Source organism: Brevibacterium sp. CBA3109 (genome assembly GCF_040256645.1).
In the GTDB taxonomy this organism is placed as follows: Bacteria; Actinomycetota; Actinomycetes; order Actinomycetales; family Brevibacteriaceae; genus Brevibacterium; species Brevibacterium koreense.
Genome location: NZ_CP158281.1, coordinates 2,044,373 through 2,058,870 on the forward strand (window position 1 = coordinate 2,044,373; position 14,498 = coordinate 2,058,870).

Consider the following 14,498-nt stretch of genomic DNA (forward strand, 5'->3'; position numbering starts at 1 on the left):
GTGTCCTGCCGCGGCCTCGAAGCAGTCCGTCGAATCGGCCGGTGAAACTCAGCGCCAGTCGCTGATGATGTCCACGAGTTCCCGGAGTGGTCCGGTGTAGAACGGGACCTCTTCGCGCACGTGCAGACGGGCCTCAGTGTTCCGAAGCTCGCGCATCAGATCAACGATGCGGTGAAGCTCCGGGGCTTCGAAGGCCAACAGCCATTCGTAGTCGCCGAGGGCGAAGGAGGCGATCGTGTTGGCCTTGATGTCCTTGTAGCCTGCGGCAGCCATGCCATGATCGCGCAGCATTGTGGAGCGCTCTGCGGGATCGAGGAGGTACCAGTCGTAGGACCGTACGAAGGGGTACACACAGATGTACTTGCCCGGTTCGTCGTCGGTCAGCAGCGCCGGCAGGTGTGCCTTGTTGAATTCAGCTGGTCGGTGCAGACCCACAACCGACCAGACCGGTTCAAGGACTCCGCCCAGCATGCTGCGACGCACTGCTGAGTAGGCGGCCTGGACGAGTTCGATGCTCGGCGCATGCCACCAGAACATCACATCGGCATCTGCGCGCAGGGCCGAGACATCGTAGATTCCGCGGACGACGAGGCCTTGGTCCTGCAACGGGGCGAGTGCTTCGTGGACCTCACCGGCGAGTTCGGCTCGGTCGGCATCGCCGAGTTCGCCTGCCGAGGCGAAGACCGAGTATGCGATATAGCGCGTCTCATTGTTCGCCTGTTCGATCTGTTCGCCGGTGGGGTTTGAGTATTCGCTCATTCCTGCTCCTTCTTCTGTGTGTGTCAGTGCTTGAGCTTCTGTGTGTCAGTGCTTGAGCACGGTGTGTCGGTGGTCAGTTGTCGGTGAACCGCTCAGGTTCGCCTGGAGGGCTCAGGTCTGCGTGGAGGTGAGTCTCTGGGCCACCGTCTTGGCTCGGTCGATGCAGGCGGGGATGCCTAGACCGAAGTATGCCGAACCCGCCAGTTCGAGGCCGGCAATGCCGGCGATCTCCTCATCGATTCTCGCCACCATTTCGCTGTGGCCCGGCAGATACTGTGGCAGAGCACGTTCCCATCGGTGGGCCTCGGCCGCGATGAGCCGATCTGATCGGCGATCGGCGATGGACTGCCAATCCTCGTAGGCACGTGCGATGAGCTCTTCGTCCTCGCAATCCCGCCAGCCTCCCGGCCCGTCCCCGTATCGTCCGATGCTCATCCTGATCAGGGCGGTGCCTTCAGGAATGTGCTCACGCATCCACGGCCACTTGTTCGACACGAATGTCGAGGCCTTGATGAATGACTTCTCTGTTGGAGGGACGAGGAATCCGGATCCTTCGAGTTCGCGATCACCGACCTCGACGAGTGCCGGGATCAGAGCGGTCGAGGCGTGGGGCACGGATGCGAGCATCGAAGCGGACTGAGGAGCCGCCTCGGCGAGGAGATCCTTCGTCACATGCGCTGGAGTGGCCAGGACGACCGCATCGGAGACCAGGTTGGCGTCCTCGGTCGCCACCGTCCATCGGCCGCCGTCGACCTGCACGGAAGTCACATGTGTGCCGGTGTGGATGGCGCCGCCGTGCTCGCGGATTCGTTCCTCGAGCGCCGGGACCAGGCCGTTGATCCCTCCGACGAGACTCATGAACACCGGTTGCGGGCTCTGCGCATCCGCAAGCTCCGCAGACTGTGCGTCACGTGCGGCGAGCAGGCTCTGAACGAGTTCGAGCACCGAGGTCCCCTCGAGTGCAGCCGGCAGCAGCGCGGGCACCGTTGAGCCCAGTGACAGGTCACGGCACCGTCCCGCATACACTCCCCCAAGCAGCGGGTCGATGAGCGTGTCAACGAGATCAGCGCCGAGGCGGTCCGTCAGGAAATCCCCCAAGGACACATCCCGACCGTCGATCGGACCCGTGATGACCTCATGCGCGACCCGGTCGCTGGCAGCTGCGCCGAGGAGGTCCCTGACCTCGGTCGAGTTGCCGGGCACTCCCATGACTGTGCGTTTGGGAATCGCGTGGAGACGCCCGTTCGACAGGACGCGGGAGCTGTGCGCCGTCGAGGGGAATTCGACGTCCAACCCCAGTTCGGCGGCGAGTTCTTTCGTCTCCCTGCGCCGGTACAGGCTGGCTTCGGCACCGGTGTCGAAACCCACGGGCACAGTCCCGCCCAAGGTCGTCGAGTGCAGGCACCCGCCGAGGCGTGTCTCGGCTTCGAAAAGAGTGACCTGATGCTCGGGTGCAAGGCGATAGGCGGTGACGAGACCGGAGATGCCTCCCCCGACGATCGTGATGTGACTCATCGTCTCAGGACCGTGCGGAGAGGATCTCTGCGGAGACGCGGTGGACTTCTGCCACGATCCGCCCGGGCACTTCGGGATCGGTGTCGGGGAGAACACCGTGACCGAGGTTGAAGACGAAGCCTGCCTCATGTTCCAGGCCCTGCCTCACGATCTCCTCGATGCGCGGTGCCAGAGCCTCCCAGGGGGCGAAGAGCAGTGCCGGATCGAGGTTGCCCTGCAGAGGCTGGCCCGGCTGCACCCGTGTCGAGGCATCGGCCAGGTCGACGCGGAAGTCGACGCCGACCGCTGTGGAACCGGCTCGTGACATGGAGGTCAGGAGCTCACCTGTCTGGACACCGAAGTGGATGCTCGGCACCTCGTGATGGCGCAGCGATTCGAAGACCGCGCTGGAGTGCTCGAGGACGTGGGCTTCGTAGTCACGCCGGGACAGATATCCGGCCCATGAGTCGAAGAGCTGGAACGCGGAGGCTCCGGCGCTCAGCTGTACGTCGAGGAATGTCGATGAGATCCGAGCGAGCTTGCTCAGCAGCAAGGAGAAGATCTCCGGGTCTGCAGCCATGAGGGACTTGGTCTTCTCATGGTTCTTGCTGGGCCCGCCTTCGATGAGGTAGCTGGCCAGGGTGAAGGGAGCACCAGCGAAGCCGACGAGCGGAGTCGCCTGGCCCAGCTCCTCGAGGATCCGACCGATCGATTCCGCTATGTCAGGGATCTGGTCGGGTTCGAGTTCGGCCAGTGCTTCCACATCGGCGCGGCTGCGGATCGGGTTCGCGATCACGGGCCCTGTGCCGGGGACGATTTCCACATCGACACCGGCGGCCTGCAGAGGGACCACGATGTCGGAGAAGAAGATCGCGGCGTCCACGCCATGCCGCCGCACCGGCTGCAGGGTGATCTCTGAGACGAGTTCGGGGGTGCGGCAGGCATCGAGCATCGCAGTGCCTGCACGCAGCTGCCGATATTCGGGAAGTGATCGTCCGGCCTGCCGCATGAACCAGACCGGCGTGTGCGCAATCTGCTCTCCCCGCAGGGCGGGCAACAAGGTTGAAGTCATGTCCCCATCCTCCCATCCCACACGATTCGATGCCCACCGGTTTCCGGTTTCAAGACGCTGTGTCTTGATCGCAGACGCGGGTGAAAACTCTTGGTCCCACCACGGCGTGGACGGTTCACCTCTACCGTGGCCTGATCTATCGTGGCGAGTGTGGTCAACACCTCACCTCTCAATCGCATTCCGTCGGAGTTCTCCGCCGTGACCTCGGTTCTGCGCGAAGCGCGGAACACGAACAACGTCTCGATCTCCGAAATACCGGCACCGGCCCGCTTGGCGCCGTATTCCTATGCTCTGGGTGCCGAGGTCAGCGCCGATGAGACCTTCCTGCGCGCCAGTGGTGAAGCCATCGACGAATTGGCCACCGGCCGCATCGTCGTCCTCTACGATCCCAGCTCCCCCGATGAGTGGGAGGGCCAGTTCCGAGTCGTGTCCTACATCCGCGCCGAGCTCGAGCACGAACTCGGCAATGAGACGATGCTCGGTCCGGTCGCCTGGACCTGGCTCGAAGAGGCGCTTGAAGCAAATGACTGCGAGGTCGTCGCCGCTGGAGGTACGACTACCCGCGTCCTCTCAGAGAGCTTCGGCACTCTTGCCGATCGGTCATCCACGATAGACTTGGAGCTGCGCGCTTCATGGACCCCTGTGATCGCGGAGCCGGAACTGATCGGCGATCACTTCGAAGCCTGGATCGATCTGCTGTGCACAGTTGCCGGACTGCCACCGCTTCCTGAAGGAGTTTCAGCCCTGCCCGGGCGACGTCGATGACAACCGAACTACCGCTCTTGGCCACACCCGCTCATGGCGTTCCGCCTCTCGTCGACTCCTCGGCCGAATTCTCCGCGGCTTGTCACGAGCTCGCACATGGATCCGGTCCCATCGCCATCGATGCTGAGCGTGCATCGGGCATCAGATATGGCCAGCGTGCCTTCCTGGTTCAGCTGCGACGCTCGAGCGCAGGCACCATCCTCCTCGACTCGGAAGTGCTTGAGGACCTCAGCCCCCTCAACACCGCATTCGGCGGAGACGAATGGGTCATACATTCAGTGACTCAGGATCTGCCCTGTCTGCAGGAGCGCGGGATGCGACCGGAGCTGCTCTTCGACACCGAGCTCGCTGCCCGGATCCTGGGGTGGGACAAGTTCGGTCTGGCCGCCGTGGCCGAGAGAACTCTCGGTGTTCGCCTGGCCAAGGAGCATTCGGCGGCCGACTGGTCGAAACGACCGCTGCCGAAGGAATGGCTCAACTATGCCGCCCTCGACGTCGAGGTCCTGCTGCCCATTCGCGACATCCTCCACGAAGCACTCATCGAAGCCGATAAGTGGGAGTTCGCTCGGCAGGAGTTCGAGCATCTGCTCGATTTCCAGCCCAAGCACTTCGCCGAGCCCTGGCGCCGGACCCACGGATTGACCAAGCTCAAGTCACGCAAGGACATCGCCAAGGTGCGGGAGCTGTGGACGGCCCGTGACGAAATGGCCTCCGAAGCTGACATCGCCCCCTCCCGCGTCCTGCGCGATCGGGATCTCGTCGCCCTGGCTCAATCCCGGGTGCACTCAAGCGACGACATCATGGCGATTTGGCCCAAACTCTCCCGCGCAGACTCCGGCCGGCTCTTCCGGGCCTACCGCAAAGCGACTCGGCTCACGGTTGACGAGCTGCCTGCACGGAAGGAAGCGAACGCAGTGGTGTCGCGGACGCCGTTCAGCCACACAGACATCAAGGACAGAGTCGCAGCACTCAAGGCTGCAATGGCAGAGCTGGCCGAAGAGCACGCAATTCCTCACGACGTGCTGTTGCAGCCCGCCATCGTCAAGGCCCTCGGTGCTCAGTCGCGGGTCGACGTCGAGGAGTTCCTCGTCGAACGCGGGGCCAGGCAGTGGCAGGTGGAATTGAGCGCTCCGGTGCTCAGACGCACCATCGAGACCCTGCCCACGGCCTGAGGCCTTCGGACTCAGACTGGAGGCCGCTGGGAGTCAGACGGCTCTGCGCGATTCCTGCTGGGCTCGGTTCCTGACCTCTGCGGGCAGAATATGAACGATCTCGGACACCATTGTGGCCACGTCGAGTCCTGCATACTCAAGGATCTCGTCGCGGGTGCCCTGCGGCAGGAACTCATCGGGGGCTCCGAGCTCAAGGACTCCGATACGTGAGTCCGCGGCCCGCAGATCGCTGCGGATCTGCGAACCGATTCCACCGATCTTGACGCCGTCCTCGATCACCGCGACGAGACTGTGCTCAACGGCCATGTCGATGACTCCGCCTGGCACAGGCAGTACCCAGCGCGGGTCGAGGATCGTCGACGCGATGCCCTGGTCCGCCAACTCTTCAGCGACTTCCTGGGCGCGTCCGGCGAATGGACCGACGGAGACGATGAGCACGTCCTTGGCGGAGCCCGCAGGCACCTCTCGCAGAACGTCGACACCATCATCGAGGCGACGCAGTGCTGGAATGTCCGCTCCCACGCTTCCACGTGGGAACCGGATCACGGTAGGTGCGTCCTCGATGGCGACGGCTTCGGCCAGTGCCTCCGTCAGGCGCGCGGCATCACGAGGAGCTGCCAGTTTGAGACCGGGAACGATGCGCAGCATCGCCATGTCCCAGATTCCGTGGTGGCTGGCACCATCGGGTCCGGTGATTCCGGCACGGTCGAGGACGAAGGTGACCCCCTGGCCGTGCAGGGCCACGTCCATGAGCAGCTGGTCGAAGGCGCGGTTGAGGAACGTCGCATAGATGCACACGATGGGATGCAGTCCGCCGTAGGAGAGCCCCGCTGCGGATGCCACTGCGTGCTGTTCTGCGATGCCGACGTCGAAGACCCGCTCCGGGTAGGCCTCGGCGAACTTCGCGAGGCCTACGGGCAGAAGCATTGCCGCGGTGACGGCGACGATGTCATCGCGCGTCTGTGCGATCTCAAGCACCTCTTGGCCGAAGACGGATGTCCATGAGGTCTGCTTCGACGGTGTCGACTTACCCGTCAGCGGGTCGATGACGCCGACGGAGTGGAACTGATCGGCGTCATCGTTGAGAGCCGGGTCGTAGCCCTGGCCCTTCTGGGTGATCATATGGACGATGACGGGTCCGCCGTCGTATTGTTTGGCCCGCTGGAGCGCCTTCTCCACCATCGGCAGGTCGTGCCCGTCGACTGGTCCGAGGTATTTGATCCCGAGTTCGTCGAACATTCCGGCCTGCTCCGCGCTGACCATGTCCTTGAGGCCTCGTTTGACACCGTGGATGGCGCTGTAGGCGGCCCGTCCTGGTGCGCCCGACTGCCGGAGGGTCGATTTGCCCCAGGTCAGCAGCTTCTCGTATCCGGTGGTGGTGCGCAGTTCGTCGAGGTGTTCGGCGAATCCGCCGACCGTCGGCGCGTAGGAGCGACCGTTGTCATTGACGACGATGATGAGCTTGCGCGGCGGAGTCGATTTGTCTGCCGCGATCGTGTTCAGTGCTTCCCAGGCCATCCCGCCGGTCAGTGCTCCATCGCCGATGACGGCGACAACGTGGCGATCGCTTTCGCCCTTGATCTGGTGAGCCTTGGCGATTCCGTCGGCCCAGGACAAAGAGGCCGAAGCGTGGGAGTTCTCAATCACGTCATGTTCGCTCTCGGCCCGACTGGGATAGCCCGAGAGACCGTCGCGCTGGCGCAGACTCGAGAAGTCCCCCATGCGTCCGGTGAGGAGTTTGTGCACGTAGGTCTGGTGACCGACGTCGAAGAGGATCGTGTCGTGAGGAGACTCGAACACGCGGTGCAGACCGACAGTGAGTTCGACCACGCCGAGGTTGGGGCCGAGGTGCCCACCTGTGCCCGCAACCGTAGTGACCAGGTAGTCCCTGATCTCCTTCGTCAGCACTTCGCATTCGGCTGCGTCGAGATCACGCAGCTGTGATGGCGAGTTCATCGACTCGAGGAATGTCATTCGGCCTCGCTCCTGAATGCAAAGTAGATGGTCTGAAACGGCACTTTCTGCTCGAATCATCTTAACGCCTCACGACGCAGAGTTCGTCCACCCCCAGGTTCGACTAGGGCCGATTGTGTCTGGTTCCACTTTCATCGACCCACCCATGGCGCCTGGGTACGGCGAAGGCCGGTGGGTTGAACCCACCGGCCTTCGTCCCTCAGCGCTGGAGCTGATCGGAGCCGTCGTCACTGAGACGACGGGCCCGGATCACGCTGTTGCGAGCTGACGCAGCACGTACTGAGACATGCTTCGAAGTTCAAATCTGCCGAAAACACAATGTACATTTCAGAAAACGCCTGGTCAGAAGGTTAGCGGTTACGCAATAATCGCTACCGCTCAGTTGATGAAGCACGTCAGTCGACATGCTTCCATTGCGGTACTTAACGGCGAACCGGCATCTCTCGACTTGTGGACGTCGGCCCCGTGATCGAGTAGTCACGATCACCAGCAATGCGCCGACCTAGCTGCCGTGTCCGGCACCGACGGCCGGATCGCCGGAATGTTACGCCGTGCCGTTCTGACGAACTGGCGGTCCATCGGAAACGAACTCTGCGGCCTCGTCCCGCAATCCCTTGATCGCCGAGCTGATCGAGCCACTGGGCGATCTGCTGTGCGTCCGGTGCTCCCTCCACTTGGCTGAGCCATTCGGGGATGTCCATCCGTGCCGATGCGGCACCGAGCCGGTCCTTGTACCGCATCCCGGCAGTGGACATGGATCCGTCGATGATCGCCCGACGTTCATCAGCGTGCCCGACCACGATTTCGAAGTGCGCGGGTAGCACAGGCTCCAATGGTTCTGTTCTGGTGAGGAGACGTGGCACGGCCTGTGTCCGCACCTAGTCAGCGATCTCCGCAATCACCGTCATGAGGACAGGCCAATGATCGGTGCCCGGCAGACTGACGCCGACGGAGGGAAACAGCGTGGTCATCACCTGCTCGCCCATCGGCGTCTCGGCGATGGCCTCACCGACCAACAGCGGTTCCTCCGGTCGCAACGAGCTGCCGCGAAGCATCGTGGGTATCTGCCCCTCGGTGGACATCGTGATCAGACGTACCGCGGTGACCGCAGGCGAGCGGTGCCGTTCCCAAACGGAAGGTTCAAAGCCATGCGGTGTGAGCGGGAATCGGTCCGGCGAGGAGGGGATTCCGATTGTCGTCTGGGGATTGACGAATCGACAGTGCCGTTGGTCAGTCATTCACTGATTCTAGGTCGCAGTTTGCGCACCGGAGTACCGCGTCTGCTTGAGACCACGGTTACAGAGCTTGAGTTTCATCGTCCATGGCATGAATGGTGTCCCCGATCCACCCAGAGCCGATGAAGAAAATTGATTCTGAGCGAGCAAGCGTCTGCTAGTTCCAACCCGTGATGCGGTACGTTTGAAATGCGAGGGTCGATGGAAAGGGAAAGCATGACGACGGTCCTGGATGTCATTGACAATTTCTTCTATCGAGACGACGACATACGGGCGATGCCCGCATCTCGCATCCTGGAACTGGGCGACGAGGTCCGTAAATTCACATCGAGCAACGATCCGACTGAGCGTTTGCGCGAAGACGTTCAGTACCTCGGAGGGTGGCCCTCGGCAGACTCACTGAGAATCGGTTCGGGCGTAGTGCGATCGAGTCTCCTATTCACAGAGCAGGTCCTGGTCAAGGATCAGATCGCCGACTGGTTCAGCAACGAAGCTCGCCTGAACGATCAGTACCTGTCGTCCGCTCCAGGGTGGTACCTACCCGGAGAGGGCCCCAAGATCGCCGAGACGCGCGCATTCTTGGCGCGAGTCGTACCTGCCCTCCGGGAGGCGCGACCGCTTATCGAGGGCGGAATCATGGTGCTCGCTCCCATGGAGATCCAATACCACCAGCAGCAGGACGAGATCGAGAGACTTCGAGACGAGCTTGCTGACTCGCTTTTGACCGAACCCGTTGCCCTTGCCCGGAGGTTCCAACCCGAGGACTTGGCCAAGCACGACGGGGAACGAGGCATGTTCGTCTTCGCTGGCGGAGCATGGGAAAAGCAAACTCGTAAGACGTTCCTAGACGCATTGACTTATTTTTCTCGCGAGTACGTCTCTGCAAACGCCTATGGAAGTACCTACTGCGCTCCGTTCGAGTACGAACGATTCGTGTGCCGCGAGGGAATGGGAGCCAGGACCTCAAAATCCGATCTCGTTCGAGAATGCCTCATACGGTCCGAGCTACCGGTGTTCTCGGGACTAACCTCGGAGAAATTGAGCCGAGTTCACAACGATGACAGCTTCGGCGAGTTCAGGCGGCAACTCTTCGAAATCTATTCCGAAGCTCCCGTAGAGGCGACCAAAGAAGAGTTCGAAGCATACCTCCACGAGCAGGAGCAGGTTATGCTCCGGCCGATTCTGGAAGACACTAGAAAGGAAGCCGATCGCGGTCTCCTCTCTAAGATGGGGCTCTCTCTTCGCCAGAACTCGTTTCAGATTCTCGCCGGACTTGGAATCGGCGCGGCCACGGGTAGCATGGTTCCACCAGTAATTACAGGTCTAGCCGCAGCAGCGGATCATTTCACGAGTGGGGCGCGAAATCGGCGCAACCGCACTTCGTGGACTGCACTCGTCAGCCATTCCGCTTCCCTAGAAGAGGAAATGCCAGCCGCAGAGAGATGCGTAGGCACATTCGATTCACCTGCACGGGCAGACGATGACCATCCGTGGGGCATTCCGCGCGAACCGACGAACTCCGTCCTAGTGACCAGAGGTACGATTCACGCCAGTTGGTTCCCACCGTTTCCTCTCGCCACAGTAGACGACGGTGTCGATGGCTACCGCGAACGACCATATCAGCCCTGCCCATGCGGAAGCACCCGACGCTACAAGTTCTGTTGCCAGGAAGTCGATCGAGCCTTCGGAGTCGCGAAGTAGGACTGAGCGAGTTTCTGGTCCTTTTACCGCCGATAGGGATCGCCCAGTGGCTGACGAGATGCACCCGCCTGGCGGGCCATAGCGTGGCTGTCGGCGTTGCGTGTCCGGCTCTCTCCATATGCTCGGTCAAGTGTTCACACCCAACCTTAAAGCGCACGAGGAATGGCTGAGTTGGCACGTAGGGCTCTGGGTGTTGCCCCTCCGCACCAAGTACAGAAACGGCAACTTGACTCTCGGACACAGCGAAGAAGCTGAGGGCATTGGGGTGAAGATCATTCTTCCCTACCGCACTCACAGCCCAAGCCTCCGTGAGTGGCTCAGCGGGGAGAAGCCGAATGCCACCGCCGGATGATGCTACTGAGGCGCTCCCGTGGAGGGCATGGCCACATCAATGTGTCCTAGTTGGTGATCAACTATCGAAATCGCCACGGATTTGAACTTGGACTGGGAACCGTTCTCCCGGTCGACCTCCCGAACACCGTCGAATCAGCCGTTGTACTCCGATGAGGTGTTCCTTAGCCATGAGCTCTTGCCGTCAGTCTCGGCTATATACTAGACCATCGGACCAGGCAAATCCCGGTTCGTTACCGTGCTTCTCAGCCAGCTCCTTAAGATACGCTGATTCCGCCTCGGCAAACCCAGAGTCGGACGTCGAATGCTCCGAACTTGCCGCGACGAGGTACCGCACCCAGCATCTGTGCCGTTGTGACCAACGCGCGATCAAACCGGGGTAAAACATTAGCCACAGCCCCTCGATTTCGAGAGTTTGATTGACGGCCGGAAGCCCTGCATGCAGCGCAACGCGCGGATTCGCTGAAAGCCCTATATCGGTTGCGAGATCTAACGGATGGATAGTCAAGAAGACTTCGCGGGACCGATGCCCGACCGCATGTTTTGAATTGAGCTGTGTTTCCGCCTTCAGTACTGCTTCCTCCAGCTTTATCAGCGCATCCTGGTAGCGCTCGATTTGAACACTATGCACATCTTCGGGCCCACCTTTGCTGTGGAATTCGCGCCAATCACCGCCTGCCGACTTTACCTCGACAATTGCATATCTCTTCCCATCGAAAAGGCGGTCTGCATCGTCGGACAGCTCGAAATCGAAGCCTCCGTCGGTATCCAGAACATTTATCGTACTGCCGTACGCTCCCAAAACAATCCCAGCCAGGTGCTCCCCCGATTTGACCTTCAGGTTCGGCGCATCAGGGAGCGTTGCTAGCTCCTTGGCCGCTGCCACCAATGTGTCTCCCGCTATTACCTTGACGCGAGGGTTTCGTTCCGGCGCTACCTGCAACTCCTTGGTGTTTTCATTCAACGCCCATACTGGACGCGACGCTCGAACACTCTCTTTTGACATGTGACCAGGATAGGCCAACCCCGCCCCTGTCGCGGCCGCACATACGCCCGCCCCTATGTCCTGGTCAACCTAAGCCACGCTCGTATCGACGACGAGGATCGCGGCCATGACCGCGCTCACGAGGGCCGCTCCGAGCAGCCTGATCACGACAATGTCGCCAAGGTCACGCGAAGGACGCTTAGCCCGTCCTTGCCGAGCGTACCGCGCTTCCAAAATCTATAGAACGCCCGACAGATGCGTAAACGCTGCCAGGAACCATCCGGCGAAGATCGCGATTCCGCAATAAGACCGTCAGAGGAGCTGATTCTTCACCCGAACATGACGCTGCGCACGAGAATCGCAGCCAGAACAAGTTCCATCGACCTCATCGAGGAAGACGAATGGAGCCTGCCCTTCCTCCAGAATTCCAGACTGAAGAGAAATGAAGAATCGGATCGTGTTCTAGTGGCCGACCGTCGTCAGTTTTGGCCAGCGGGAACCGGCGCTCGCGAGAGCACGACCGAAGGTGAGAGTTCGAGAGCTGCGCACATCTCGTTGAAGTGGTCTGCGTCGACGGCTTCGATGAGCTCGAACACTGATCTGAGGACAGTAACCGATTCGCCTATGCCGACTGGCCTGTCGATGTTAGCTTCTTCGTTATGCGACTGGCGGTGCACGAAGCGAGTGATCCGTTGTCGAATCGGATCGGATACGCTCTGATCCTGGAATGCTCGACGCATTGATCCCTCGAAATCTCCGAGTTTGCTTGGGTACTTGAACGCGAGGAACGCTTCGAGCATCTGTCGGGCAGCGTTCGGAATGACAGCAGTTGCCTCCATCTCTTTGGCGAGGTCGCCGTCCGAATCTTCTTCTCGAAGGACGTCAGCGATTCTCCAGAAGAGGTAGTGGTACTGCGACCTCAGCTTCGTGCGAAGTTTCTTATCCGTCCACGAGAGGAGCACCGGTGACCGGCGGGCGCTCCCGTCGAGGACCTCTTTATAGCGAGCTCGAAGCTCATAGATGGAGTACGGGCACAATTTCTTCAATTGCGGCGGAAGTCGATCCAGCTGGTTGCTCCACATGCGGAACAGCTCGAAACTGTGTGTAAGGAGGAGCACCTGGTGTTTCGCGCCGTTGCCGACGAGAGCGCCCCACAGGTGGCTCGACGCCCCGACCAGAATCTCCTGATCCAGGCTGGACACGGGATCGTCGATGATTACTGTCGCATCGAGGTCCTTGGTTCGCTCATCTCGGAGGCTGCAGAGGAAGTACAGCAGCGAAATCGCTGTCCGCTCGCCTTCGCTCAGTGCAGTCGCCGGCTCCCCATGGCGCTCGATCGAGTATTTCCCATCCTGGTTCGCGAAAACGAGCTCGTCGCGCCCGAGGAGACCGGCGACGTCCCGGGTCAGCTCTTCTGCAAGCGGCGATGCGTCCAGCTCCGTCACGTTCAGACTCGTGCGTTCCTGCTCGAGACGCTCCTGCTCACCCTGAAGCATCTCTGCCAGCTCTGAGTTGGTCTGCGCTCGCTTCTGAGATTCTCGGTAAGTGTCCGCGATGGCTGCGAGTCGCCCAGATTCGACCCGCCGGGCCGCAGCCGCGACGACTTTCTGGTAGTCAGCAGAACGCGCGTTGTGCTGACTTAGCAGTTCATTAACCTGCTCGAAGGATAGCTCCGCCCGGCCGGGAAGCGCACTTAGACGGACGACGCTGAAGGGCGACGCTTGCTTTTCCGCGAGGGCGGATCTCAGGGAAACGACGCGCCTTTGGTACTCGACGATAGCTTCTTCCTGGAGCCGCATCCCCTTGTCGTGGTTCTCATGAAGGTCTGAGTAGAGGCGGCCGCGGTCCGGCGCGGAGGTAAGCGGCTCGGCGACCGCGGCATGTTCGGACTCGAGGCTGCGGTCGAGAGCACTTACTCGGTCCTGAAGGCGTTTGAAACTCTCATCGAAGTGCTTCTCGAGCGCACGGCGACGTTCGGGAGTGACCGGGCTGGCGCAGAAAAGGCATTCATCGCGATGCTCGTGGAGCTGCAGCCCTCGCTGGACCCAACGTTCCGCGCTCGCGTCTCCCACAAGCTCGTCGAGCGCGGTGCTCGTGATCGTTTGCCCTAAAACCTCAGAGACCTGCTCTTCGAGACCCCTCAGGTCGAACCTAACCGGCTGAATCAATCCTACGGGCTCCATGCGCTGGCCCTGGACGACGCGTAAATCGGCAGCCATCTCGGAGTCGGATCGGCTGTCAGCCTCTGGATCGATCGAGAGAAGAGCTTCCTTTAGCCGTCGTGCGTCGTACTTACGCGATTCGTATCGACCGCCGGCTGGCTGCAGCTCCTGGCTAATGGTTCTGGCCGTGTCCGTGGCGAGCTTGTTCGCGGCTCTCGTCGCTTCCGTCGAAGCCTTCTGGGCCCCGGATAACTCACCGGGGATCGCCTCCAGACGTGGGTTGATCTCGGCCAACCGTTTGTCCCGCTCCACGTTCGGCTCGCCCAAGACCAGGAGTGGAAGCACGTCACTACGGCCTTCGACGTCGAACAACAAATTCCGGCTCACGAAATCCTTGTTGAACACCCTCACACGCGACCAGAAACTGTCCGCGCGATCTATGACGCGACGCGTCGTCCTGTCCGGTCCGGACTCATCCAACTGGACCTCTAGGTCAGTGAGGTCCCGTCCAGACATCTGGGCGAACACGCGCGCAAGCGTGCTCTTACCGCTTCCGTTGCCCCCGTAAATGACGTTGACACGAGCAAAGTCGTCGGTCCACTCAGACATAGACCACCCGTCCAGGATGCCTGCGCCTCGGGCACCGCTGACCTTGCGAATCCTCCGCATCACGAAAGGACCCGTGACGCGTCGGCGCGCACGAACAGGACAGGTCGTCGGAATTGCAAGCGGCACATCTTCATCGAGGTCCCTGACCGACAGGAGCCCAAGCTCACCGTCTAACTATTCGGAAACAACATAATCCCCCAATGATCCCAGATGAAGTGC

At 61.2% G+C, this 14,498-nt stretch carries 10 protein-coding genes; 3 read left to right on the top strand and 7 right to left on the bottom strand.

The features are described 5' to 3' along the window. Window positions 1-48: 48 nt before the first annotated feature. The 3 genes from hemQ to hemE all read right to left on the bottom strand — a co-directional run bounded on the left by hemQ (window position 49) and on the right by hemE (window position 3,325). Window positions 49-759 carry a hydrogen peroxide-dependent heme synthase gene (hemQ, locus tag AAFP32_RS09490; RefSeq protein ID WP_101618499.1) on the bottom strand — a complete coding sequence of 237 codons (711 nt, stop codon included), beginning with the start codon at window positions 757-759 and terminating at the stop codon, window positions 49-51. Between the two features lie 111 nt (window positions 760-870). Continuing rightward, on the bottom strand, window positions 871-2,274 hold the full coding sequence (gene hemG, locus AAFP32_RS09495; protein ID WP_350268925.1) for a protoporphyrinogen oxidase: 1,404 nt from the start codon (window positions 2,272-2,274) through the stop codon (window positions 871-873). Between the two features lie 4 nt (window positions 2,275-2,278). Next, complete coding sequence (gene hemE / locus AAFP32_RS09500; protein ID WP_350268926.1) at window positions 2,279-3,325, bottom strand: uroporphyrinogen decarboxylase; 1,047 nt, start codon at window positions 3,323-3,325, stop codon at window positions 2,279-2,281. A gap of 150 nt (window positions 3,326-3,475) precedes the next feature. Here hemE and AAFP32_RS09505 point away from each other — a divergent pair, with 150 nt between their 5' ends. Together AAFP32_RS09505 and AAFP32_RS09510 are read left to right on the top strand one after the other, a co-directional pair. Beyond that, entirely contained in the window at window positions 3,476-4,090 is a 615-nt protein-coding gene (locus AAFP32_RS09505) for a DUF3000 domain-containing protein (protein ID WP_350268927.1), read from the top strand. After that, window positions 4,087-5,262 carry an HRDC domain-containing protein gene (locus AAFP32_RS09510; protein WP_350268928.1) on the top strand — a complete coding sequence of 392 codons (1,176 nt, stop codon included), beginning with the start codon at window positions 4,087-4,089 and terminating at the stop codon, window positions 5,260-5,262. Before AAFP32_RS09505 ends, AAFP32_RS09510 begins: the two co-directional genes overlap by 4 nt. Before the next feature lie 33 nt (window positions 5,263-5,295). Here the strand turns inward: AAFP32_RS09510 and dxs are convergent, their stop codons facing one another. Together dxs and AAFP32_RS09520 are read right to left on the bottom strand one after the other, a co-directional pair. Continuing rightward, window positions 5,296-7,236 (bottom strand): 1-deoxy-D-xylulose-5-phosphate synthase, encoded by a 1,941-nt coding sequence (dxs, locus tag AAFP32_RS09515; RefSeq protein WP_350268929.1) that lies wholly within the window; start codon window positions 7,234-7,236, stop codon window positions 5,296-5,298. An 878-nt stretch (window positions 7,237-8,114) separates the two neighbouring features. Continuing rightward, the gene (locus AAFP32_RS09520; RefSeq protein WP_350268930.1) at window positions 8,115-8,474 is read right to left on the bottom strand and encodes a hypothetical protein; all 360 of its coding nucleotides are present in this window, start codon (window positions 8,472-8,474) and stop codon (window positions 8,115-8,117) included. A 198-nt stretch (window positions 8,475-8,672) separates the two neighbouring features. Between AAFP32_RS09520 and AAFP32_RS09525 the strand changes: the two genes are divergently transcribed. Beyond that, window positions 8,673-10,172 carry an SEC-C domain-containing protein gene (locus AAFP32_RS09525; protein ID WP_350268931.1) on the top strand — a complete coding sequence of 500 codons (1,500 nt, stop codon included), beginning with the start codon at window positions 8,673-8,675 and terminating at the stop codon, window positions 10,170-10,172. Window positions 10,173-10,707: 535 nt separating this feature from the next. On the opposite strand, the gene AAFP32_RS09530 is transcribed toward AAFP32_RS09525, so the two are convergent. Together AAFP32_RS09530 and AAFP32_RS09535 are read right to left on the bottom strand one after the other, a co-directional pair. Further along, on the bottom strand, window positions 10,708-11,529 hold the full coding sequence (locus tag AAFP32_RS09530) for a hypothetical protein (RefSeq protein WP_350268932.1): 822 nt from the start codon (window positions 11,527-11,529) through the stop codon (window positions 10,708-10,710). A 458-nt stretch (window positions 11,530-11,987) separates the two neighbouring features. Then, complete coding sequence (locus AAFP32_RS09535; RefSeq protein WP_350268933.1) at window positions 11,988-14,279, bottom strand: AAA family ATPase; 2,292 nt, start codon at window positions 14,277-14,279, stop codon at window positions 11,988-11,990. Window positions 14,280-14,498 lie beyond the last annotated feature (219 nt).

What these genes read in the sequence shown, in the direction of transcription:
- hemQ (WP_101618499.1), bottom strand. Translation starts at nt 759, where the DNA reads ATGAGCGAATACTCAAACCCCACCGGCGAACAGATCGAACAGGCGAAC.
- hemG (WP_350268925.1), bottom strand. Translation starts at nt 2,274, where the DNA reads ATGAGTCACATCACGATCGTCGGGGGAGGCATCTCCGGTCTCGTCACC.
- hemE (WP_350268926.1), bottom strand. Translation starts at nt 3,325, where the DNA reads ATGACTTCAACCTTGTTGCCCGCCCTGCGGGGAGAGCAGATTGCGCAC.
- AAFP32_RS09510 (WP_350268928.1), top strand. Translation starts at nt 4,087, where the DNA reads ATGACAACCGAACTACCGCTCTTGGCCACACCCGCTCATGGCGTTCCG.
- dxs (WP_350268929.1), bottom strand. Translation starts at nt 7,236, where the DNA reads ATGACATTCCTCGAGTCGATGAACTCGCCATCACAGCTGCGTGATCTC.
- AAFP32_RS09520 (WP_350268930.1), bottom strand. Translation starts at nt 8,474, where the DNA reads ATGACTGACCAACGGCACTGTCGATTCGTCAATCCCCAGACGACAATC.
- AAFP32_RS09525 (WP_350268931.1), top strand. Translation starts at nt 8,673, where the DNA reads ATGGAAAGGGAAAGCATGACGACGGTCCTGGATGTCATTGACAATTTC.
- AAFP32_RS09530 (WP_350268932.1), bottom strand. Translation starts at nt 11,529, where the DNA reads ATGTCAAAAGAGAGTGTTCGAGCGTCGCGTCCAGTATGGGCGTTGAAT.
- AAFP32_RS09535 (WP_350268933.1), bottom strand. Translation starts at nt 14,279, where the DNA reads ATGTCTGAGTGGACCGACGACTTTGCTCGTGTCAACGTCATTTACGGG.